General features: G+C 51.6%; 21 protein-coding genes and 1 pseudogene. 15 read left to right on the top strand and 7 right to left on the bottom strand.

Going from position 1 to position 22,114, the window contains the following annotated elements; translation table 11 throughout:
* Positions 1 to 214 precede the first annotated feature (214 nt).
* From JRI89_07505 to JRI89_07455, 11 genes are all read left to right on the top strand, one after another.
* The gene (locus tag JRI89_07505; GenBank protein ID MBW2071088.1) at positions 215 to 529 is read left to right on the top strand and encodes a sulfurtransferase TusA family protein; all 315 of its coding nucleotides are present in this window, start codon (positions 215 to 217) and stop codon (positions 527 to 529) included.
* The gene (locus tag JRI89_07500) at positions 526 to 780 is read left to right on the top strand and encodes a sulfurtransferase TusA family protein (protein MBW2071087.1); all 255 of its coding nucleotides are present in this window, start codon (positions 526 to 528) and stop codon (positions 778 to 780) included. The genes JRI89_07505 and JRI89_07500 overlap by 4 nt, the downstream gene beginning before the upstream one ends.
* A gap of 14 nt (positions 781 to 794) precedes the next feature.
* On the top strand, positions 795 to 1,214 hold the full coding sequence (locus tag JRI89_07495; GenBank protein MBW2071086.1) for a hydrogenase iron-sulfur subunit: 420 nt from the start codon (positions 795 to 797) through the stop codon (positions 1,212 to 1,214).
* 110 nt (positions 1,215 to 1,324) lie between these two features.
* Entirely contained in the window at positions 1,325 to 2,632 is a 1,308-nt protein-coding gene (locus tag JRI89_07490; GenBank protein ID MBW2071085.1) for a CoB--CoM heterodisulfide reductase iron-sulfur subunit A family protein, read from the top strand.
* Between the two features lie 39 nt (positions 2,633 to 2,671).
* Positions 2,672 to 4,597: a CoB--CoM heterodisulfide reductase iron-sulfur subunit A family protein gene (locus JRI89_07485; protein MBW2071084.1), complete on the top strand. Its 1,926-nt coding sequence runs from the start codon at positions 2,672 to 2,674 to the stop codon at positions 4,595 to 4,597.
* A 79-nt stretch (positions 4,598 to 4,676) separates the two neighbouring features.
* Complete coding sequence (locus JRI89_07480) at positions 4,677 to 4,994, top strand: winged helix-turn-helix domain-containing protein (GenBank protein MBW2071083.1); 318 nt, start codon at positions 4,677 to 4,679, stop codon at positions 4,992 to 4,994.
* A gap of 59 nt (positions 4,995 to 5,053) precedes the next feature.
* Positions 5,054 to 5,365 (top strand): 4Fe-4S dicluster domain-containing protein, encoded by a 312-nt coding sequence (locus tag JRI89_07475; protein ID MBW2071082.1) that lies wholly within the window; start codon positions 5,054 to 5,056, stop codon positions 5,363 to 5,365.
* The gene (locus tag JRI89_07470) at positions 5,358 to 6,287 is read left to right on the top strand and encodes a (Fe-S)-binding protein (GenBank protein ID MBW2071081.1); all 930 of its coding nucleotides are present in this window, start codon (positions 5,358 to 5,360) and stop codon (positions 6,285 to 6,287) included. The genes JRI89_07475 and JRI89_07470 overlap by 8 nt, the downstream gene beginning before the upstream one ends.
* An 85-nt stretch (positions 6,288 to 6,372) precedes the next feature.
* Entirely contained in the window at positions 6,373 to 6,741 is a 369-nt protein-coding gene (locus tag JRI89_07465; protein ID MBW2071080.1) for a DsrE family protein, read from the top strand.
* A gap of 78 nt (positions 6,742 to 6,819) precedes the next feature.
* The gene (locus tag JRI89_07460; GenBank protein MBW2071079.1) at positions 6,820 to 7,164 is read left to right on the top strand and encodes a DsrE family protein; all 345 of its coding nucleotides are present in this window, start codon (positions 6,820 to 6,822) and stop codon (positions 7,162 to 7,164) included.
* Positions 7,165 to 7,284: 120 nt separating this feature from the next.
* On the top strand, positions 7,285 to 7,533 hold the full coding sequence (locus tag JRI89_07455) for a DsrE family protein (protein MBW2071078.1): 249 nt from the start codon (positions 7,285 to 7,287) through the stop codon (positions 7,531 to 7,533).
* Positions 7,534 to 7,760: 227 nt separating this feature from the next.
* Here JRI89_07455 and JRI89_07450 read toward each other — a convergent pair whose 3' ends face one another.
* Positions 7,761 to 8,210 (bottom strand): polymer-forming cytoskeletal protein, encoded by a 450-nt coding sequence (locus JRI89_07450; GenBank protein MBW2071077.1) that lies wholly within the window; start codon positions 8,208 to 8,210, stop codon positions 7,761 to 7,763.
* Between the two features lie 588 nt (positions 8,211 to 8,798).
* On the opposite strand from JRI89_07450, the gene JRI89_07445 reads away from it, so the two are divergent.
* Positions 8,799 to 9,440 (top strand): methyltransferase domain-containing protein, encoded by a 642-nt coding sequence (locus JRI89_07445; GenBank protein ID MBW2071076.1) that lies wholly within the window; start codon positions 8,799 to 8,801, stop codon positions 9,438 to 9,440.
* Between the two features lie 137 nt (positions 9,441 to 9,577).
* Positions 9,578 to 10,210: pseudogene (locus tag JRI89_07440) on the top strand (hypothetical protein).
* Positions 10,211 to 10,398: 188 nt separating this feature from the next.
* On the opposite strand, the gene fusA reads toward JRI89_07440, so the two are convergent.
* The 6 genes from fusA to hpt all read right to left on the bottom strand — a co-directional run bounded on the left by fusA (position 10,399) and on the right by hpt (position 17,278).
* Complete coding sequence (gene fusA / locus JRI89_07435; protein MBW2071075.1) at positions 10,399 to 12,438, bottom strand: elongation factor G; 2,040 nt, start codon at positions 12,436 to 12,438, stop codon at positions 10,399 to 10,401.
* Positions 12,439 to 12,450: 12 nt separating this feature from the next.
* Positions 12,451 to 13,044, bottom strand: a complete 594-nt coding sequence (locus tag JRI89_07430; protein MBW2071074.1) for a GerMN domain-containing protein — start codon at positions 13,042 to 13,044, stop codon at positions 12,451 to 12,453.
* Positions 13,045 to 13,351: 307 nt separating this feature from the next.
* The gene (serS, locus tag JRI89_07425) at positions 13,352 to 14,632 is read right to left on the bottom strand and encodes a serine--tRNA ligase (GenBank protein ID MBW2071073.1); all 1,281 of its coding nucleotides are present in this window, start codon (positions 14,630 to 14,632) and stop codon (positions 13,352 to 13,354) included.
* Between the two features lie 269 nt (positions 14,633 to 14,901).
* Positions 14,902 to 15,912, bottom strand: a complete 1,011-nt coding sequence (locus JRI89_07420) for an NAD-binding protein (GenBank protein ID MBW2071072.1) — start codon at positions 15,910 to 15,912, stop codon at positions 14,902 to 14,904.
* Positions 15,913 to 15,991: 79 nt separating this feature from the next.
* Positions 15,992 to 16,690, bottom strand: coding sequence for a zinc-ribbon domain-containing protein (locus JRI89_07415; protein ID MBW2071071.1), 699 nt, complete (start codon positions 16,688 to 16,690; stop codon positions 15,992 to 15,994).
* 54 nt (positions 16,691 to 16,744) lie between these two features.
* A complete protein-coding gene (gene hpt, locus JRI89_07410) occupies positions 16,745 to 17,278 on the bottom strand; it encodes a hypoxanthine phosphoribosyltransferase (GenBank protein ID MBW2071070.1) in 534 nt (177 codons plus the stop codon).
* Between the two features lie 829 nt (positions 17,279 to 18,107).
* Between hpt and JRI89_07405 the strand changes: the two genes are divergently transcribed.
* Both JRI89_07405 and JRI89_07400 read left to right on the top strand, forming a co-directional pair.
* Positions 18,108 to 20,693, top strand: coding sequence for a hypothetical protein (locus JRI89_07405; GenBank protein ID MBW2071069.1), 2,586 nt, complete (start codon positions 18,108 to 18,110; stop codon positions 20,691 to 20,693).
* Between the two features lie 90 nt (positions 20,694 to 20,783).
* On the top strand, positions 20,784 to 22,114 hold a 1,331-nt coding region (locus JRI89_07400), incomplete at its 3' end, for a sigma-54-dependent Fis family transcriptional regulator (GenBank protein ID MBW2071068.1).

Below are 22,114 nucleotides of genomic sequence, written 5' to 3'. Positions count from 1 at the left end.
TTGCGGGGGTATGAACTGTTAACAATAACCTTAACTTATAAACACCTGTTAACTATAAAGATGCCATTGTTAACAGTCAAGTAAAAAATTAGCAATCTAATTTGACCTGTATATTCACTGTATTAGTACTTTATTATTGGTTGAGAACGTTTGGCATCAATATTGCCGTAGTCACGTTCTGACACCGGGCACAACACAGTGAAGGAGATTCTGGGTGCGGCGTGAACAGAGAGCGGATAGGAGGCTGGATCTTCGAGGTTGGAGTTGTGCCTGGTGTATTTTAAAGGCGAAAAGCGAGCTCGATGTGATGCAGCCTGGACAAATTCTGGAGGTACTGATTACAGATCAAAAAACAATGGTAGATCTGCCAAATGTTCTTGGACAGAGCGGCCACCAGGTAGTTGAAGTAGAGGAAGAGTCAGGATTTTCACGGCTTTATGTTAGGAAGGGTCGAACAATAGAACACAATGACACCTTGGGTTGTCAGGGTTGTGTTCCGAAAAACAGAACCAGAAGGAGGGAACAATGACAGCAGTAGATTTGAGCACCATTCAAGCGGCCAGTGTGGTCGATGCCAGGGGCAGTGCCTGCCCAGGACCCTTGCTGGAAGCCAAAAAGGGAATTGGCAAGGTGAAGGTGGGCGAAGTACTGGAGATTCTTTCCAATGACCCCGGTACCAAAAATGACATTCCAGTATGGGCCAAAAAAGTGGGTCACGAATATCTTGGGCATCTGGAAGCAGATGGCTACGAGCGGCTCTTTGTGGTGCGCAAGAAATAGCGGGAGGGCAACTGATGGCAGCTCCGGAAAATCAACAGAAAATACTTATCCTGGCGACAGAGAGCTGTGCCTATCCCGGTGCCAACGCGGTGGGGCAGGCCCACATGGGCTACCCCACCAACACTTATATCTTGAGGGTGCATGCACCCGTGCTTTTCCCAGAAAAGTTTTACCTAGATTGCTTCAAGAAGGGAATAGGGGGCATCATCATCATGTCCTGTGGCGAAGAGTGTCCTTATGAGGGGGCCTATGACGCCCTAGCAAAACGGGTGGACAGGGTCTACCAGATGATGAAGCAGGAAGGGCTCGACATCCGCAGACTTCGACTCACCTCCATTTGCACGGTGTGCACGAGAGCCTTTGTGAATGAAGTTAACAACATGAATCAGGTTCTTGCTGAACTCGGCCCACCCGGCACAGAAAAAGCAGCCTGACAATTCCAAGAATGGAGAGCATTGCAGGACATTATCTTGTGAGAATACCTCTCATGCCAGCAAGATGTGCTTGCAATGAAACGCTTTCCGAGGGTCGAAAGGAAAAGTCCATGGCAGAAAACAAGATGACATTTGACGCTCTGGTTGTCGGCGGCGGCATTGCCGGTCTGCAGGCGGCACTGGATTTGGCCGATCAGGAGTTCAAGGTAGCCATTGTAGAGCGAGACGCCTCCATTGGCGGCAAAATGATCCGGCTGTCGAAAGTGTTTCCAACACTTGACTGTGCGAGCTGTATTACCACGCCCAAGATGGCCTCTGCTGCTCACCATGAAAACATAACCATATTTACCTATTGTGAGATGAAGAGGTTGCAGAAGTTGGCGGGAGGCTTCAGCGCCAGCATACAGCAGAAGCCGCGGTTTGTAGACGAGCTCAAGTGCATAGGCTGCCGGCAGTGTGAGTACGAGTGTCCAGTGTACGTGGCTGATCCTGAACAGGGTGGATTTTCGGCACGCAAGGCCATCTTTGTTCCTTTTTCCAATGCAATTCCACAGGTGGCCGTGTTGGACGTTGAAAACTGCATGCTGTGCGGCAAGTGTGAAAAGGTCTGTCCTACAAAAGCGGTGGACTACTTGCAGCAACCGAAAGATTTCAGCATCGAAGCCAAGACAGTTATTCTGGCAACAGGTATCGGCATCACTCCTCTGGAGAACAAGGTGCAGTACGGTGAGGGCAAGATTCCGAATGTCATAACTGCCTTGCAGATGGAAAGACTTCTGGCACCGCACGGACCTTACAACCGGGTTCTCCGGCCGGCCGATGGCATGGAGCCAGACTCCATCGCCTACATTCAGTGTGCTGGCTCCAGGGACAAGAGCATGGGGGTTCCCTACTGCTCGCGGGTGTGCTGCATGTACGCCATAAAGCAGGCCATGCTGTTGTCCGGTGCCCTGCCCCTGGCAGATGTGACCATCTATTATATGGACATCCGGGCCTTTGGCAAAGGCTACGAACAGTTCTACCAGAATGCCAAGGCTATGGGGATTCAGTTTGTCAAAGCCAAGGTTGCCAGATTGACTGAAGGGGAAAACGGTGCGGTGACAGTTCATTATGAATCCCAGGAGGCTGACGGCGGAGTGACCAGCGCCGAGCATGATCTGGTGGTGCTGTCACTAGGGATGGTGCCCGATTGGAATCCTGCAGGCTATTGCGAGGTGTCCACCGCCTCGGATGGTTTCATAAGAAGTGTAAAACCAAAACTGGCACCCACTCTAACCGACACAGAGGGTATTTTCGTTGCTGGAGCCGCTGCGGGCCCGAAAGACATTGTGGACTCCATTGCCGAGGCGGGAGCAGCCGCCATGAGCGCGGCAGAATACCTCACAGTCTTGAACTCCAGAAGGAGAGCGGTTGCCTAGGGCTATAAACCCCAACGTACCTGCGGTGGAGCTAAACAGATGACGGACAAGAAAAAAGAAAAGAACAGGGAATCGGAAGGCAAAGTGGGTGTGTACGTCTGCTACTGCGGCGGCAATATTTCAGATCACGTGGATGTGGAAGGAGTCTGTGAGCAGGCTGGCAAGATTCCGGGTGTCGTGGTAGCACGAAGCAATATGTTTATGTGCTCTGATCCTGGTCAGGAAATGATCATGGAGGACATAAAAAGCGGCAGGGTGGACCGGGTAGTGGTGGCCTCCTGTGCACCCAGCCTCCATGAAGCGACGTTTCGTAACGCTCTTGCCAGGGCGGGGGCAAATCCCTATGTCTATGAACACGCCAATATCCGGGAGCAAGTCAGTTGGGTGCATCATGGCGAGGCAGCCACTGAAAAGGCGAACAGGTTGGTTGCGGCGGCGGCAGCCAAGGCAAAACAGCTCGAACCTCTCGAGCCCATCAAAGTTGAGGCCAAGAGGCATGCTATTGTACTCGGGGGCGGCATTGCAGGGCTGCGGGCGGCATGTGACCTCTCCCAGAGGGGCATTCCGGTCACTCTGGTGGAAAAGACGCCGTTTCTAGGTGGGCGAGTGGCGCAGCTAGACCGAGTGGCCCCCACCGGGGAAAGGGCCGCAGACCTTCTCAAAGAACTGACGGAACAGGTGATGGCAGATCCTGCCGTTGAAATTTATACCTGTGCCGAGGTGGTAGATTTCGAAGGATACGTGGGCAATTTTAAACTGCGCATTAATATACAGCCACCTCGAGGCGGCAGCGAACAGGAAATGTTGACGATGATGCAGGAGGCTGGTGCAGGAGTCGGTGAGTTTATACCCTTCGTGGGAATCTGCCCTGCAGCAATTCCTGAGAGAGCCAGAGAGGTCATATTGGAAACTGGCGTGGTGGTGCTCGCCACCGGGTTCAAGCCCTACATTCCAAAAAGGGGTGAATTTGGCTACGGTGAATACCCAGAGGTCATCACCTTGCCTGAACTTATTCGGGCCATGAGTGAGGACGGTGGTGAGGGTGAGGCTTTACAGGTGCAAGGCCGCCAGATCAGAAGCATGGCCATGATTCACTGCGTGGGCAGCAGACAAATTCCTGGAATCCACCAGGAGGATGAAGAGGGCAATTTGCACGAATACTGTTCGCGCACCTGTTGCGCCTCTACACTGCATGCTGCCAACTTGATCCGGGAGACCTATCCGGCCACGAGAGTATTCGATTTTTATAGGGATATTCGTACCTACGGTCGCGGCCAGGAGGAGCTCTATGAGCGGGCTGCTAAAAACAGGGTGCTTTTTTTGCGGTATGAGGTGGAAGAGCCACCCCAGGTAGCCAGCAACAGCGGCAGCAGCGACTATCCACTCAAAGTTACGGTGAATGATTCCCTGACATTCGGCGAAGAGGTGCAGGTCCCTGTGGATCTGGTAGTCCTTGCTGTGGGCATGGTGCCAAATGATGTCTCTCGCCTGGTAGATATGATGAAGCTGCCGGTCGGTGCAGACCGGTTCCTACTAGAGGTGCATCCAAAGCTCAGACCAGTTGAGTTGTCAGTGGCAGGCATTCTGCTGGCAGGAACCTGTCAGTCGCCTATGGACATAGGCGAGGCGTGCAATGCTGCCTCCAGTGCTGCTGTGAAGGCTGCCTCATTGCTAGCCCGTGGTTACGTGGAGCTGGATCCCTTTGTGGCAGAAGTAGACCTGGATAAATGTACAGGCAGCGGTGCTTGTGTGGATGCCTGCCTTCGTGACGGCGCTCTGCGCCTGGTGCAAGTAGAGGTGGCAGGAGAAAAAGTGCAGCGTGCCGAAGTGAACCCGGCCCTGTGCATGGGATGCGGCGCTTGTGTGGCAGTATGTCCAGAGAATGCCATCAATGTGAAAGGCTGGACGCTGAAGCAGTACGAAGCCATGGTGGATGCTATTGTTGCCTCAGACATTGCGGCCTGAAAGGAAAAGCACTCCGTCAGAATTCAGCGAAGATGTTCTCTGGGCATTCAAGGAGTGGATGCTCTAGAGCGATGCTCAAATGAGGGACTCTACCATGGACAACAACGACAAGAGCAAAAAACAGGCGATGAAACAGCTGAGGGCCGAGCGCAAGGAGATGATCAAAGCAGCTTCAGCCAGAATGAAAATACAGAAGAAAAAGATTGAGGCCATCAAAGAGCAGCTGAACAACGGCGAACGAACAATACCAGAGGTGGCCGAGGCTACAGGCCTGGAGCCAGCAGAGGTGCTTTGGTTTGTGGCTGCTCTGAAAAAATACGGTGAGGTTGTCGAAGGAGAAAAAGACGGCAGCTTTTTCCGATACCAGCTGGCAGCAGGGCTGTCAAGAGCAGAATGAAAGATATGACTTTCTCGGGCAGAAGAGATGACAGCCCCTCAGGAAAGGAAGGTTTAGATATGGCAGTGGTTGATCCTCAATTTGCTGAAAAGTTGGAGCATTTCGGCGTTGACACGGCCATGGAATGCTTTAATTGCGGCACCTGTGCGGCTATATGTCCACTCATTTATGAACACTTTCCGAGAAAGATGATTCGTTACACGCAAATAGGGGCTGGAGAGCGAATTCTCGAGAGTGCTGATGAACTCTGGCGCTGTCTCCACTGCGGCATGTGCAGCCATACTTGCCCGAGGGAGGCGGATCCGGGGGAAATTATCCTGGCATTGCGGCGGTTTGTCATTGCCAACTGGAGGGGGACAGCTCATGTATAGACCACGAGATATCATTGAACTGATAGCCGACAATGTCCGAAAAAGCAGGAATCCCTTTGGGGCGCCAAACTTTGTCATAAATAGATGGTGGAAGAAGGCCTCCCTGCCCACAACAGGTGATGCCATGCTCTATACTGGGCTCATGTATCAATCGGTTCCCTACATAGAGAAGACCACGGCCTATCTTGAACGCTACGAGGATACCGCCCTGGCAAACTACGTGGGCTATGGGAAATATATGCCAAAGTTTCTTGTAGGTCTGGGCTTTGCTTTTCTCGCCTCAAGGCAGGAGAAAAAAAAGTTCAACGGCATGCTGCTCAATGTGGTCAAGATTCTCGAAAAATCAGAAGTTGATTTCTACTATCAGCCAGATCTCGACTTCTACAGCGGCATCTTGCTCTATGACCTTGGAGACATCGACGGCTTTATAGAACACGCAAGATTTGTGGCCAGCACCTTGAAGCGCCACAAAGTGCGCAAGTTGATAACTGTGGATCCTCACACCACATATGCTTTGAAAGTGCTCTATCCAAAGTATGTGGGGGAAAACTTCGAGGTGCACACTTATTTCGAGCTGGCGGACTTCAAGGCAGATAACGGCAACGGTGAGCGAGTGACACTTCATGATCCTTGCTTCTATGGGCGCTACCTGGAGCTTTCAGAGGTTCCTGTGAAGCTGCTGACGAGTCTTGGCATCGAATGTGTGGCGGTGCGAAACTCGGGGCAGTTTACTCATTGCTGCGGTGGGCCAGCTGAGTCCATTTCCCCAAAACTGTCTAAAGAAATTGGGGACAGAAGAATTGCTGAGCTGAAAGGTACTGGGGCACCGATAGTGGCAATGTGTCCAATTTGCATGGCAAATCTGAGGAAAGGTGGAGTGGAGGCAGAGGATCTCTCCACAGTGATTGCCAAGTGCGCATAAGGTGAGCTTCTGTAAATAGCAGCAGGGTGAATTTGCCATCAATATCTTGAGACTCCCAGAACGGAGCTGATAAAAGGAGGCAACCATGGCAGAGAAGGAAAAAATAATTTATATTGTAACTCATGCAGGAGAAGATCCGGAAAGGGCTACTTTGCCGTTCGTCCTGGCAAATGCGGCCCAGGTTATGGACGTGGAGGCCGTAGTGGTGCTGCAGGGCACGGGAGTATTACTTGCTACTAACCACTGCATGGAGCATGTTTTTGCTGCTGGCTTGCCGCCGCTCAAACAACTGGTGGATAGCTACAGGGAGGCTGGTGGCAGGCTTCTAGTCTGTACCCCCTGCATCAAGGAGCGGCAAATTGACGAGGCTGATCTTATTGAAGGCGCAGTCCCAACAGCCTCAGGCGTTCTAACCCAGGAAATTCTCACTGCCAACGCCACGCTGGTGTACTAGCTGAAATCAGAGTGTCATGTGAGATAAGCAATGCTTGTACCTTCTGACAATAGCATGTAGTTGCCTCAAGGAGATGGTGTGGCAAGGCAGAAGATTCTTATCCACTTATCTGACAGGGACAAGTGGCGCCTGGTCGTCAAACAGGCAGCTAGGCTGGTAGAGAGGGAGGGAGATGCCGGCCTGCAGATTACTATAATTGCTGATATTTTTGCAGCCGGAGTGTGCATCGCCTGCGACCGCTTGCTGCGGGAAGAGATACAAGAGTTGAGCCAGAAAGGCTTTTCCATCCTGGCATGTGAAGACTCGCTTCGTTTTCTAAACCTGAAACCGGAAAACCTGCCAGAATTCATCCAGTGCGTGCCGAACGGTCTCCGAGCAATTCTCGATCTCGAAGACCAGGGATATCATTATATCAAAGCCTAGATTGGTGCCGCCTTCACCCCGCTGGGGTAAGGTGCGACAGGCTGGGGAGAAGAACTTGCCATTTCTGCTCGTTGGCAAAAATTGCTGCCTGAAAATTAACGGAGAAAGGAGGTGAATACTGTGTCAAAAATGGTTTTTATTATTTCCAATGGCTTCGAAAAGGCCGGCCGAGCGACGCGCGCCTTTCAGTTTGCCAAAGTGGCCTGCGAAAAGGGGCACGACGTCAGCGTCTTTCTTGTCGACGATGCTATCCACTGGGTCCAATTCGGGATGGCGGAAGGGGCGAGAGCGTCCACTGGCGAGGAGATGAAGCCCTTTATTGATTATCTCATTGAACACGATGCCCCCATTTATGCCTGCAAGGCCTGAGTGGATCACAGGTATTTATCCCCCGATGAGATGCTTCCGGGGGTACGTATCGAAGGGGCGCCCTTCCTGGTCGATCTTATGGCTGAATCGGAAACTTTGAGCTTTTAAGAGTGAGTTGGTGTGCTGCACTGCTCGGAGCGGTGCGGTTTTGTCAATTCCCTCCTGATGTTGTCTGAGCAGCTGGTTCATTCCTTCGCCCAGGCTGGAGGATGAACCGGGCTCAGACATTATCCTGTACTGGACTTGCCGGATGGTTTCTTGGACGGTTGATTCTCTGATTTTGGCTCGCCTGCTTCCTCCAGAGAGAGAACCTTGTTGGAGTTCATTTGCTTCTTCAATACATCGCCATTGAGTATGCCGCCGGATTCTATTGACAGGGTTTCATAAGAAACCTTGCCGGAGAGCACCCCGGTACTGGTAATGGCCAGATGCTGATGTACCAGGGTTTCGCCTTCCACTCTGCCGGAGAGAAACATGTTGCCTGCTACAATGTTGGCCTCGAGGTGACTGCTAGGCCCTGTGTGCAAAGTATCGCATTTCACCGTTCCTTGAAGGCGGCCGTTGACAACCAGTTCACCCTGGACCTCGACTCGTCCTTCAATTTTGCAGTTGTCGCCTATAAAGGTAAGGCCTTTCCTGTTCGCAGACTTTTCCGTCTTCTTTTTCCAGATAGCCATGGGTTCTCCTCTGTCTGCAGCCTGAATTTAGTTTCGTAGAAACTCTTGCCCTAGGAGGAATATTATTTTTTACTCATATCTGGTGGCTGGTAGTTTTTGGCTGTGTCTTTTCCTCCGTTTATGTATGGCAAATCATACACTCCCTCATGGGAGCAGAACCGCTGTGCCCGAGGAACTTGCCAGTACAGTACTCTTTTTGCCCGGGGTCAGCGTTCCTTGTCTAACACTCTCCAGGAAACTAGCAAACTCTGTACCACGCTGTTTTTGTCAGAACAGCAGACTTTGAGCCATGCAGCGCCACAGTTCGGGCCTTAGCAGGAGTGTACTTGTGCGGAAGCAAGATCTTTGAGGGACCACACCTGGGCCGCACTTTTGCAGCTTGAAGCAATTTTGCCCTGCTGCCTCATGCAAATGGCATTGAGCTGTCATTGCTCCTGCAAAGGATTCGTGGAGAAGACCATCCACATCCAGCGGCAGGGGCAGGAGACCAGTGAATTCTGTCCAAGACGCTTGTCGTGATCTGGTTGAGCTGCTATGCTTTTTAGCGGAACAAGGAGAGTCTGCTCTTTGAGTCTGGATGAGACAACCATGACAAGTTATCGCCAGGGTAGACAAAAATACTATGATCTGTTTTCTCGCTTTTATGACACTTTCATCAAGATCCATGCCCGTCGGGATGAGCAGGACACCAGGCATTTTCTGGTAGAGGCGGCCGAGTTGAGCAATAAAGGAGGTGCTCGTGTTCTGGACGTCTGTTGTGGTACAGGTTCGGTACTTGCTGCATTTGGAGAAGCCAGCAGGAGAACCATTTTCTTTGGACTAGATTTTTCCAGAGGGATGCTGTTGCAGGCCAGAAAGAAAAGCTTTTCAGCAGAGGTCAATTTTGTGCAGGCCGATGCCGCACAACTCCCCTTTAGGGACGACAGTATGGATGTGGTGACCTGCTCACATGCACTTTATGAACTGAAGGGCGAGGCGCGAGACAAGGCCCTGCGAGAAATGGCGCGGGTGGTGAAGCCGGAAGGTGTGGTGCTTGTTATGGAGCACGAGGTGCCGGCAAAAAGAGTGCAAAAATTACTATTTTATGCCAGAATCGCCTCGATGGGTTCGAAAGACGCCAGAGAATTTGCTACAGGTGATCTGACACCCTTCAAGGAGGTTTTCAGTTCGGTGGAACTGAGTCACTCCCCCTCGGGCAGAAGCAGGTTGGTGCGTTGCCGGATGCGGTAAGGGTTGATGTTGTTATGTCGTGGCTGGAGGGCCTCTCCTGCAGGTAAGTCGTTTCAGGAAGGTGAACCCTCGGCAGCAGCGTTTCTCTAACCGCGATCCGATACTGAAGCGGGATCCGAGAGAGAAAAGACCGAGTAATGATGCGTATTCTTGTATGCCAGCAAAACGGCAGTGGTGAGGCGAAGATAGCGGGTATTCGCGAGTATGGCAATGGCGACTTTTGCCTGGAGGTTTTTTCCATTGATGAAATGCTGCCACCTCTGTTAGACGATTGCAGGGAATATCTGCCGAGCAACATACGGGTGGACCTCGTTCTGGACTTCTTGAAACATCCTGATCTATCTCATGATCTCGCCAGGATGTTCAGCAAGAAAAACATCCCGGTTGTGGCTTCTGGCAAAAAAATCAGACTGCCGGGGGTCTTTACGCCGCCCACCTGATGCGGCCTTTCCCGGCAGGCTTGCCTGGGGCTTTATGGACAAAGGTTCGGCACTCCCGAATTGATTGTAGAGATGGACAGGGATCGCATAGGCAGCATCGTAGTGGTTCGGGGAGCCCCATGCGGGGCAACCTGGAAGGCTGCCGACAAGGTGGTGGGCCTGTCTGTGGAGGAGGCAGTGGTGCGCATCGGCCTGGAGACCCAGTTTTTCTGTGGAGCCGATCCCGCTGGCTGGGATCCTTTCTATGGCAAAAGTCCAGTACATTTTGCCGGGGAAGTACATTCGGCAGCGCTAAGGAAGGCCATCGGGCACCTGAGACAGATCGACTGAAACAGTACACCTCATCGCAGATGCCATGTCATTTTCCTCTTACTGTTTTAGCCATCCCCGCTGGCGATGAGGTGACAGGCATGGGAAGCACCATACAAGTTCATACAACATTTGGCTTTTGGATGATATATCAACTTTGAGGTAAATGCTGCAGAGGGGAAGGCACTGCCAGAACAGAGTAGCACCCTTTATTTTTTTTCCAGAATGTTGTCGTAATGAGAGAACTGCATGGTAAAGCTTGCTCTCCCCTGGGTGGCTGAGCGCAGTGCTGTGGAATAGCCAAACATTTTGGATAAGGCCACAGTGGCCCTGACAATCTTTACAGAGGGCTTGCTGAGGACCCCCTCAATTTTGCCTTTGCGGATATTGAGATCGTTGATCACTTCGCCAGTAAATTCTTCCGGACAGAGAATCTCCACTGCCATGATGGGCTCCAGCAGCTGGGGTTGGGCTCTGCGGCAGCCCTCCTGAAAAGCAATGGAAGCGGCAACTTTGAAGGCGAGTTCGCTGGCTAGCTGCTCTTTATAGGTGCCGCCGATCACAGCTGCTTCCACATCCACCATGGGGTAACCCGCCAGTACGCCGCTTTCCATTGATTCCATGACACCCTGTTCAACGGCGCCAATGAACTCCACTGGTATGGAGCCGTCTCGGACCAGGTCGCGAAAGAGGTTGCCTCTGCCTCGTTCCCTGGGCTGCAGATGGAGTTCTACCTGAGCAAAGTGGCGAACACCGGCAATTTCCTTGTCAAAGGTGCCAACAGCTTCCACCTCCCTGCAAATGGTTTCCCGGTAGACGACCTGTGGTTTGCCCACATTTACCTGCAGTGAATACTCTCGCAGAAGCCGAGTAACCAGGATATCCAGATGGAGTTCCCCCATGCCAGAAATTATTGTTTGCCCAGTATCGGCATCCTGGCGATAGCGAAAGGTGGGATCCTCTTCCGCCAATTTGCTCAGGGCCTGGAGTATGCGGTCTTCATCTGCGTGGGTGCGAGGCTCCATGGCAATCGAAATTACCGGTTCGTAGAATTCGATGCGCTCCAGCAATATGGGATGTTGCGGGTCGCAAAGGGTGTCGCCAGTGGTAGTTGCCTTGAGACCAACCATGCCAACAATTTCTCCTGCAGCCGCCCTGTTGCGACGTTCGCGCTTGTTGGCGTGCATTTGAAAAATTCTCGCCACCCTCTCTTTGACATCTTTGTTCACGTTGTAGACATCAGTACCTGTAGTAACCGAACCCGAGTAAATTCGAACATAGGTGAGTTTGCGACCCTGATCCATGTGGATCTTGAAAGCCAGAGCAGCAAAAGGCTCTTTTTCACTGCTACCCCGGGTTAACTGGCGGCCGTCTTTGGGATGTTGGCCTGCCACAGCAGACACATCCAGGGGACTTGGGAGGAAGTCGACTACCGCATCGAGCAGTAGTTGAATGCCCTTGTTACGGAGTGCACTGCCACAGAGAACTGGAACCACGTCCAAATTCAAAGTAGCCCGGCGTATAGCAGGGAGCAAATCCTCTGCCTCAACAGGTTGATCTGCCAGGTACTTCTCCATGAGCTCGTCATCGAACTCTGCTATGTTTTCAAGCAGTTCTTCCCTTTTGTCAGCTGCCTCCTTCAGATGCGACTGTGGAATTTCGTGGTATTCGTAGACTACCCCCAAGGTAGCTTCGTCCCAGGATACTACCTGCATGCGGACAAGATCAATCACCCCGGCAAAACTTGCTTCAGAACCAAACGGTATATGCAACACCAGTGGTCTGGCTCCCAGTTTTTCACGTATTTGCTGGACCGTGCCGAAGAAGTCAGCTCCCAATCTGTCCATTTTGTTGATAAAGGCAATTTTGGGCACTCTGTACCTGTCAGCCTGATGCCAGACGGTCTCTGACTGAGGTTCCACTCCACCCACAGCACAAAAGACGCCGATGGCCCCATCGAGTACTCGAAGAGAACGCTCCACCTCGATAGTAAAGTCTACGTGCCCAGGGGTGTCTATCAGGTGAATTTCGTGTTCGCGCCAGAAGCAGGTAGTAACAGCTGAAGTAATGGTAATGCCGCGTTCCTGTTCCTGTTCCATCCAGTCCATGACTGCTTCACCGTCATGCACCTCACCCATCTTGTGAGACTTGCCCGTGTAATAGAGCATCCTTTCAGTAACTGTGGTCTTGCCGGCATCGATGTGAGCTATGATGCCGATGTTTCGCGTTTTGCGAAGGCGGCTGGACATGCTGCTTTCCTGTTAATGGACTAGAGCAAGATTGGCAGGCAATGGGTGGCTGACATCCACATGTCCCGCCAGAGTCGGTACAACCTCGCCATCAACCAGTATTTGCACACGCTGTATCTCTTTGAGATTCAGCGCGAGGGCATTGACAACTCCGTATATGGTTAACAGTTCAGCGATAATACCTCCAGGATGTCCTCTCGAGATTTCTGCTGAAAGATCCACATAAGCGATCTCGTCTTCTGTAACAAATAGATGGCGCAGTGTGGTCTGCTCAGGGATAGTTGAGACAAAACCTGCAGAATGTGGCCCTTGCAAGAGCTCTCTTATGATGGCTGCTGCTGCGGAAACCGCCCCACCCGCCTGAATGACTCGTTTTTCGGCGTAAAGGTAGTTGGCCGTTGTTGAACCGAAATAGAGCTGCACCTCCAACTCGGCCAAATTATGGCCAGTGACAGTAGAGCTGATCTTTGAGCGTAACGCAGGTGTCTCCTTTTCTGAATTGGAAATGTGAACAAGAATCGCTCCGGCCATGAACCCCAAGACAACTGCCACCGACACAGCAGCAATGAGCAACAGACGGTTCCCGTGGCTATGATCTCCATTCATGGCGCCCATCACCAAGCAATTGTCCCTCGGCATTCCGAAGGCAGTACTCTAGCAGTACTCTGATTGCTGACAGTGTTGCCTAGGGGCAATATTGGTTAAACTGCTAATTCAAATTCTTACAGCAGCATAGCTCGGTTTGGTTGTCCCTAAAAAGTTTCTCGGCAACTTGCCTTTCCCGCATGGGACTGCCGTTTCCACGGCAATGACGCATGGGCATCATCACGTCCCGTTCCAAGAACGAGGCAAAATGACGAGGGATTCAGGCTTGTCCCATATTAAGAACAACGACTGACTCAGTGGACAGTCTCTAATTCTTGCCGGTGATACGTTGCGCGCCTCCCATATAGGGTCGTAGCGCTTCAGGGACGGCAACGGTGCCGTCTTCCTGTTGATAGTTCTCGAGTATCGCTACCAAGGTCCGGCCCACGGCCAGCCCAGAGCCGTTCAAAGTATGGACAAAAGTACTTTTTCGCTGATTCTTTGGGCGATAGCGAATATTTGCCCGTCGAGCCTGAAAGGTTTCAAAATTACTACAGGAAGAAATTTCTCTGAAGGTGGACTGCCCGGGCAGCCACACTTCGATATCATAGGTTTTGGCTGAAGCAAACCCCATGTCACCGGTACACAGAGTTACCACCCTGTAAGGAAGCTGCAGCTGCTGCAATATTTCTTCTGCATCGAGCAAAAGAGTCTCGAGCTCATGGTAGGAAGTTTCTGGCGTGGTGAACTTGACCAGTTCCACCTTGTTGAACTGATGCTGGCGGATCAGCCCGCGGGTATCTTTACCATATGAGCCGGCTTCAGAACGGAAGCATGGGGTATAAGCAGTGTAGTATACGGGCAACTCTTCCTCGTCAAGAGTTTCGTTCTGGTGAATGTTAGTCAGCGGCACCTCTGCTGTGGGCACCAGGTAATAGTCCCAGCCCTGGAGTTTGAACAGGTCCTCTTCAAATTTAGGCAGTTGACCAGTTCCGGTCATGGCAGCGCTGTTAACGATAAAGGGAGGCAGCACTTCCCTGTAGCCATGCTTACTGGTATGCAGATCAAGCATAAAGTTGATCAGGGCGCGTTCCAGTTTGGCTCCTTCATCCCAATAAAGGGCGAAACGAGCCCCAGTCATCCTGGCGGCGCGTTCGAAATCGAGGATGCCAAGAAGTTCACCCACTTCCCAGTGTGGCCGTGGAGTGAATGAAAATTCTGGTATTTCTCCCCAGCGTTTTACCACCGGGTTGTCTTTTTCGTCCTTTCCTACTGGTACGGACTCATGGGGTATGTTTGGAATATGCAGCAGAGCCTGGTTGAGTTCTGCCTGGACATCAGCAAGCTGGCTGTCCAATTCCTTGATCCGCTTGGCAACCTGGCGCATACGCTCAATGGCCGCAGAGCCGCTTTCTCCGCGTCTCTTCATCTGGGCTATCTCGTCAGAGGCAACCTTGCGCTCATGTTTAAGCGTTTCCACCTCTTGGAGAATCCTGCGGCGCTGCACATCAAGGGCCAGCACAGGCTCGAGTTGCAAGTCTGAACCGCGCTGTTTCAGCATCTGTTGAATTCGCTTCTGGTTTTCCCTGACAAATCTGATGTCAAGCATGAAACTTCCTTCCTAGACAGAATCACTACCTGGAGCAAATACGGGCAACGCTCTCTATATCTACGGTTTGTCTGAACATGCAGTTCGCAAAAGTAGAATCGCAAAAAAAGAATAGAAAAGCTAACATGTCGATAACTTTCTGTCAACAATATGCCTAGTTGGACTACTGTCACTGCCGGTCGGTTACTGCGGTCGACAGAGTTGTAGCTCAGGCAGGGTACGGGAGCTAATAAACTGCGGTCATCGGCGGCCAACGAAAGAGGAAAGTTCTAGGAAGAGGAATTTCCTAACAATTCTCCCAGCTTGAGGAGACTTTTTTTCTTGCCCAGGGCAATAAGAGTGTCGCCGATCTGGATGCGAGTGTGGGAAGCTGGATTAAAAAGCATTTCTCCACTCGCCTTTTTTATAGCCACAATGATCAGGTCGAGCTGCTGGCGAATGCCCGAGTCGACCAGGGGCACGTCAGCCAGACTGCTCGTGGGCTTTACCAGAATCTCCTCCATCTGCAGCTCTATTTCTGGGTCGTGAATTGCCAGTTCAATGAAGTCAGTGACTGCTGGGCGGAGCAGGGCTTGCGCCATGCGCGAGCCGCCGATATGATGAGGTGAAACTACCTTGTTGGCGCCGGCACGAAGAAGCTTCTTCTCTGAGCCGATTCTGCCTGCCCGAGCAAGCACAAATAGATCTGGCTTCAATCCTTTGGCAGTCAGGGTGATATAGACATTGTCAGCTTCCGAGTCCAGGGCGGTAACCAGGGCCTTTGCCTGCATGATTCCTGCTCGGACGAGCGATTCCTCGTCTGTGGCATCTCCAAGGATGTAGAGGTGGCCGTCTTCCTGGATCTTGGGAGTCATGGTATTGTCTTTTTCAATGACCACCAGTGGTACAGGCCTGCTTTTTTTGATCTCCTCGCAGACGATTCTGCCTACGCGCCCATAGCCGCAAATGATGTAGTGATTCTTCAGAGAAAGGATCTTTCGTTCCAATTTCTTCCTCCCCAGCACATAAAGCAACCTCCCCTCGATAATCATCTGACTGACAGTTCCGAGGAGATAAGCCCCCACACCGATGCCAAGAACAATGACGGCAATGGTGAGGATCCGTGCCGCAGGCGTTAGCGGATGTACCTCTGCAAAGCCTACAGTAGTAAGAGTGATTATGGTCATGTAGAAACTATCGAGGAAACTCCAGCCGTCCAAAAACATATACCCCGCTGTACCCATGGCCAGCACCATGAACAGCATCAGGCCGGCGATCAGGAGATTCCATTTTCTTTGCATAATTGATCACTGCCGCAAAAGTGAGAAAAAGTTTGCGCGCTTTCAATCACTCTAGAAGGGAAAGCATGAATAAGCCCTTTCAGGCTGGCTGGGATGCCACTATTTCCACGCTGTAATCGCTCAGCTTGCTCAGTTCAGGCAGATTTCCAAAGGAAACCGTGAAAATGATTTCGCTGCCAGGGGCAACCACTTCGTCCTGCGAGTTTCCAGCTGGAGGCTGTTGTATCAGCCGGCGTTGATCCTCGAGGGGAAGATTGCGCAGCTGGGCAGCAGTAAGAGAATTGCCAGCGTAAAAATCTACTTGTTGTGCCTGCTGTCCGTCACTCGTATACAATTTTGCTCGCATGCGAATCCGGCGGCGAGGTTCTGGAAAGTCATTGCGAACACGTCCCTCTATCACAAATAGTTGTCCAGCCTGCAGGTTGTCGATAAAATAGCCACGAGCTTCGACCAGATGGAGAAATTCAATGCCCTTGGTTGTCGATGTGGTTGGCTGCTGTGTTGATCTGGGGAAATAAAGCCATAGGGCAACTCCAGCTACCACCAACAGCAGAGGCAGGAGCAGCAACAGGTAGCGGCTGGCGCTTGCCCGGCGGGGAGGAATTCTGGGAGTGCTTTCCAGGGGGGGGTGTGCAGTTTCCTGGTCTTCAGGAGTGGCAGGCCGGCTGACGGTGAACACATGCCGGCATTTTGAACACCGCACTCTGGTGCTTTCGCCTTTGAGGCGGTCGGGATCCAAACGAAACCTGGTATGGCAATTATCACACTGTATAATCATGCTGGCACCTGCATATAATGGCAGAAGCTGATGAGTCAGCCCCTCATGCCCTTGTTAGAAAATTAACTCGTAAATTCCAGGCAGTTGACGATATGCTTCATTGCAGTCGAGCCCGTAGCCCACAACGAAACCCTTCTCTACCCTGAGGCCGACATAATCTAAGGCAACCTCCGTGCTTCTGCGTTCACGCTTATCTAGAAGCGCACATATTTTCAAAGAGCACGGTTCATGTGAAGCAAGATGATCACGAAGAAAGTGCATGCTGAGTCCGGAGTCCACTATGTCCTCGACTATGAGCACGTGCCTATTTCGCAGACTCATCTCCACATCGTGGCTGATGCGCACCGTGCCACTCGAAGTGGTATTTTCTCCGTAGCTGGAAAGCCGCACAAAGTCGACCTGTACTGGTATGGTCAGAAGCCGCACAAGGTCTGCTAGAAAGATGAATACACCTTTGAGGACTCCGACCAACACAGGGTCCTTGCCCTGATAGTCTCTACTGATCTCCCCGGCCAACCGTTCAACCTGACGATCTATTTGCTCTGGAGAAAAGAGAAGACGCTTGTCAATTTGGCTGATATCTCCCATGCGTCTGTTGGCACTCTTCACTGGCCAGCCCAGAGAAAGATGCACGGCCCAAAAGGAATGCAGCAAAGGCTGACTCTACTTTCGAAGGCTGCAATATCCGCTCCCCCTCAGGCGTGATCGCCCGGGGGTGCTTGTCTGCAGCACGTCAATTTGCCACCCGTTAACCTAACTCAGGTGCTACAGATTTGTCAACTTGCTTTGAGCAAAGATTCCTTAATTTTTCTATACCTTAGCAGTGGTAAACTCTTCAGGGAACCAGAGAAGTCAGCAGAAAACTCCAGCTGGAAGCCAGGTGATTCTCGAAGCATGCTCTGCGACGCAGCCGCCTCATTAACACGGTGAAAATCCTGGTGTTGCCGCCATGCCGCAGCACAGCCGTTAGCCGCCTGTTGTGGCGCTGCAGTCAATATGGTTCCGCTGCTGCAATATTTCCAGAAGCCATGAGGTGCTCATCCCTTGGCGCTCTGCGATTCGGCAACAATAGTTGGTTACAGGTGAAGTATAATATTTGCCGCGGTCTGGCCAAGGAAACATTTCAGTCCAGAAAGCAACAAAACTATTTGCTCTAGCTTTTACTTGGTAATAGAATTGGGAGGCACCTTGCCAGGATTGGACACCGCGGAACAATTGGCGGCTTGTTTACAGGAGCTTGCTGCAGCCTCGGTGTTTCAGCAATTTCAGCCATCAACATGTCAACATGGTGATGTTGCCTGGCGTTCTCCGCATATCAGCAGATGGCAAGCAAAGCATAGACCAGGAGGATATTGTTGCTGGCCAGGGAACTCACATTTAGAACGATGGTGTTAGCCAAAGAGGGAATGTTGCCAAAATGACACGATTCGTTCCATGGCTGAAAAAACATGCTAAAGGAGTTGCAAAGAACAGGGAGCGTGATCTCAGGCATGATTACGATAATTTTGTAAAACTCTTGGCGGAAAATGACTTCGCCCTGGAGCTGATCAACGAACTGCACGCCCACTTTGATGGCGAGAGTGTTTTTACCATACCTTATCTGCGCAATACCACGAAAAGTCTGCTGCTCAGTGTGCAAAATGCTGTGCGACTGCTGAACCTCCTTACTGATGAGGAGTATCCAGAACTGGTGGAAATCTGCGAATCACTGGCCGAAAAGATCCGTGGCGTGGTTACCGGTGCTTCAGAGCCGATTTACACGCCAACAGCGGTATTTATCGACTATATATACCACGAGATGGCAGATAAAGTCGGCGACAAGATGGCCAACCTGGGTGAAATCAAGAACCGGCTGCAGCTGCCGGTCCCGGATGGTTTCGGCACTACGGTGTGCGCTTACACCCAGTTCATTGAATACAGCCATCTTGATTTTGCCATATCGCGTCTGCTTGAAAAGGTCGATCTGGAAAATACCGAAAGTTTGCTCCAGGTTGAACAGGACATCAAGGAGCTCATCAGAAAGGCAGCTCTGCCTTACGATCTCTCTTCGTCGCTGCAAAAAGGTTGTCAACGTCTGGCCCGGGGAGATTCAAGGTGTTTTGCCAGTTTTCGCAGCAGTGCCCTCGGAGAGGATACGGACTCGTCGTTTGCGGGCCAATATAGTTCGCTTCTGAATATCCCGCCAGCACAAGCTGAAGAGGCTTACAAGGAAGTGGTAGCCAGCAAATACAACGCTCGAGCTATTTACTACCAACAAAAACGCGGTTATCGTGACCAAGATATCGCCATGAGTGTGGCGATCATGAAAATGGTGCGAGCGGTTGCCTCAGGTGTCATTTATACAGAAGATCCTAACGATCCTGACAGCCATCTGGTCACCATAAGCGGCCTGTGGGGACTAGGACGATTGCTGGTCGATGGCGAAATAACCCCTGATACATTTGTATTTGACAAAGAGAGCGGTAATAGTCTGCTGGCGATGAATATTTCCACCAAGAGGGTGATGCTCGTTGCCGACCCTCGAGGTGGTCTCAAAAAAGTGCGGGTTCCCGACAGGAAGAGAGATCTACCCTGCCTCAATGAATTCCAGCTGCAGACGCTTCTGTCGTATGCCCAAAAAATAGAAGAACATTATCAGTGGCCGCAAGATATTGAATGGGCCCTTGACGAAGACGGTACACTCTATATTCTCCAGAGTCGACCGTTGACTATTGCCAAAAAAGCTGCTGCTCAGCAGACCAACTATGCTCATGGTGAGCTGTTGTTGCAAGGAGGAGAAACAGCCTGCGGTGGCATCGGTGCCGGTGTCGTCTTCAGGTACCGCACGGAGCACGATTTGGCTCGCTGTCCAAAGGGAGCTGTGCTGGTTTCTGCCAGGACTTCACCTCGCTTTGTGAAGGTCATGGATAGGGTCAGTGCCATCGTCACTAACGTGGGCAGTCTCACGGATCATATGTCTTCCCTGGCAAGGGAGTTTCACGTTCCGACTCTGGTAAATACACGTAAAGCCACCAGGCGGTTGTCAGAGCAAGATTGGGTCATTGTCGACGCCAGCCAAAAGTTGGTTTACCGCGGTAGTCATGAACAGGCGACTAACTGGGACGTTGTCCAGAAGAAGCCGGTGGCCAACATCAAAGCCACAGAATCTTACCGGGTTCTCAGCAAAGTGATCCCCTTTATCACGCCTCTGAATCTATGTGATCCGGATTCCCCCCAGTTTACCGCAAGAAACTGTCGGTCGCTGCATGACATTATACGTTTTGTCCATGAGACGGGCATGAAGGCTATGTACGATCTTGCCAGCAAGACGACCGCGAGCAAGTCGAAGCAGCGTGCCTATCGGCTGAAGGGGCGCTTGCCTCTGCTCACTTATGTGATTGATGTTGACGGCAGGATAATAAATTCCAGCAATGAGCAAACCATAAAACCAGAGGATGTGGACTCCCGGCTTTTTCAAGCCTTCTGGACGGGGTTGTCCTGTGAGAGGCTGCACTGGGAAGGATTCCTGCAAGGAAAACTGGATTTGCAGGGCTTTTTTTCAGCCATGTCCCAGACAATGGTGACTACTCTCGTCTCTGATCAAACAATGGGCTCCAACTATTTTATCGTGGCAGCCAACTATCTTAACGTGAGCTTGCGCTTTGGCTACCATTTCACCACCATTGACGCCTATGTCTGCTCGATTAGCCGAGACAACTATGTGGTTCTGACATTCAAGGGAGGCGCGGCGCCCGAAGAGAGACGGCTGAGAAGAATTAAAGTGATAGGCGACATTCTCCTGCACCTGGAATTTGACTACAAGGCCAAGGGCGACTTCATCAAGGCCAGGTGGAAATACGGTGAGTCAGAAGAATGTTTGCAAAAGCTGGATCTTCTCGGCAGACTGGTCGCCTGTACACGGCTGTTAGATATGGCCTTGACCAGCGATGCCCTGGTCGAACAGTGTGTGCAGCGTTTCTTGCAGGGTGATTATACTCTGGGGATTTTTGCGGACAGAGTTTAGGGTGGCTACCTGGCAAAGACGCGCCAGGGCGTTGCAGTGGCAGAGGCGCTGGCCAGGTCAAACGAGGATGTGGTGGCAGACACAGCAGGTATACAGCCGAAAATCCTTGTGGTAGACGATGACCAGGGGGCGAGAGATGCCTTGCAGGTCATTCTCGAGGACGACTATAGTGTAACACTGGCGGCGAGCGGACAGGAAGCGCTCAGCCTCTGCATGCAGGCGAGCTTTGATGTGGTGTTTCTGGACGTTACCATGCCAGAGCTAGATGGAATCGAGGTCTTGAAAAGGCTGAAGAGCATGGATGACAGCATGGATGTGGTTATGATATCAGCCTCGGACAAGGCCCAAAAAGCGGTGCAGTCCATTAAACTGGGGGCCTATGATTACATCACCAAACCCTTCGAACCGGACGAGATACTTTCGGCTGTAAGCCGCGTCCTGGAAAAACGAAATCTGCAGCGAGAAAATCGTTATCTTCGTTCTGAAGTGGCCTATGCCTTCAGCCACAATGAGATCATAACCCAGAACAGTGCGGTGGCCAGGATCCTGGAGCTTGTCAGGAAAGTGGCGCCTACCACGAGTTCAATTCTGATAGCAGGAGAGAGCGGCACCGGCAAAGAACTGGTGGCCCGCTGTCTGCACCGCTGGAGCAACAGGAGGGATGGACCATTCGTGGCGATAAACTGTGCTGCGATACCTGGCGAACTCATGGAAAGTGAGCTGTTTGGCCACGAGAGGGGCGCTTTTACCGGAGCACACAACCGAAGCATCGGCAAGTTCGAATATGCTGATGGGGGTACGCTTTTTCTTGATGAAATAGCTGCGCTTCGCCTTGATCTGCAGGCCAAACTTCTCAGGGTGATTCAGGAAAAAGAGATAAACCGGCTCGGAAGCAACCGCAACATCAAGGTTGATGTGCGAATTGTAGCAGCCAGCAATACTGATCTGGAAAAGTCCATCAGAAATGGCACTTTTCGGCAGGATCTCTACTTTCGCTTGAATGTGATACCTATCAAACTGCCGCCTTTGCGGGAACGCCTGGGCGATGTACCGATTCTGGCCCAGCATTTCGTGGCCAAATTCAACAAACAGGTGAAACGGCAGGTACTGGGATTTACTCCCAGGGCCCTGGAGGCCCTGGAACGGTATCCGTGGCCCGGCAACATTCGAGAACTGGAGAACCTGGTGGAGAGGCTTGTGGTTCTGGGAAGAGATAACGAACCGATTGCCTATGAGGACCTACCCCTGGAGCTTATTCTAGATTCAGTGGCCCCACCTGAAACTACTTCTGGGGAACGAAATGGTCTGCTGCAAGCGCGGGAAAATTTTGAACGACAGTACATAATCAGGGCACTGAAGCGGGCAGGGTGGAATCAGAGTGAAGCGGCGCGCATCTTGAAGATCCACAGGAACACCTTGCT

The organism is Deltaproteobacteria bacterium, from assembly GCA_019309045.1.
GTDB lineage: Bacteria > Desulfobacterota > Syntrophobacteria > BM002 > BM002 > JAFDGZ01.
This window is presented reverse-complemented; position numbering and strand designations above follow the sequence as displayed.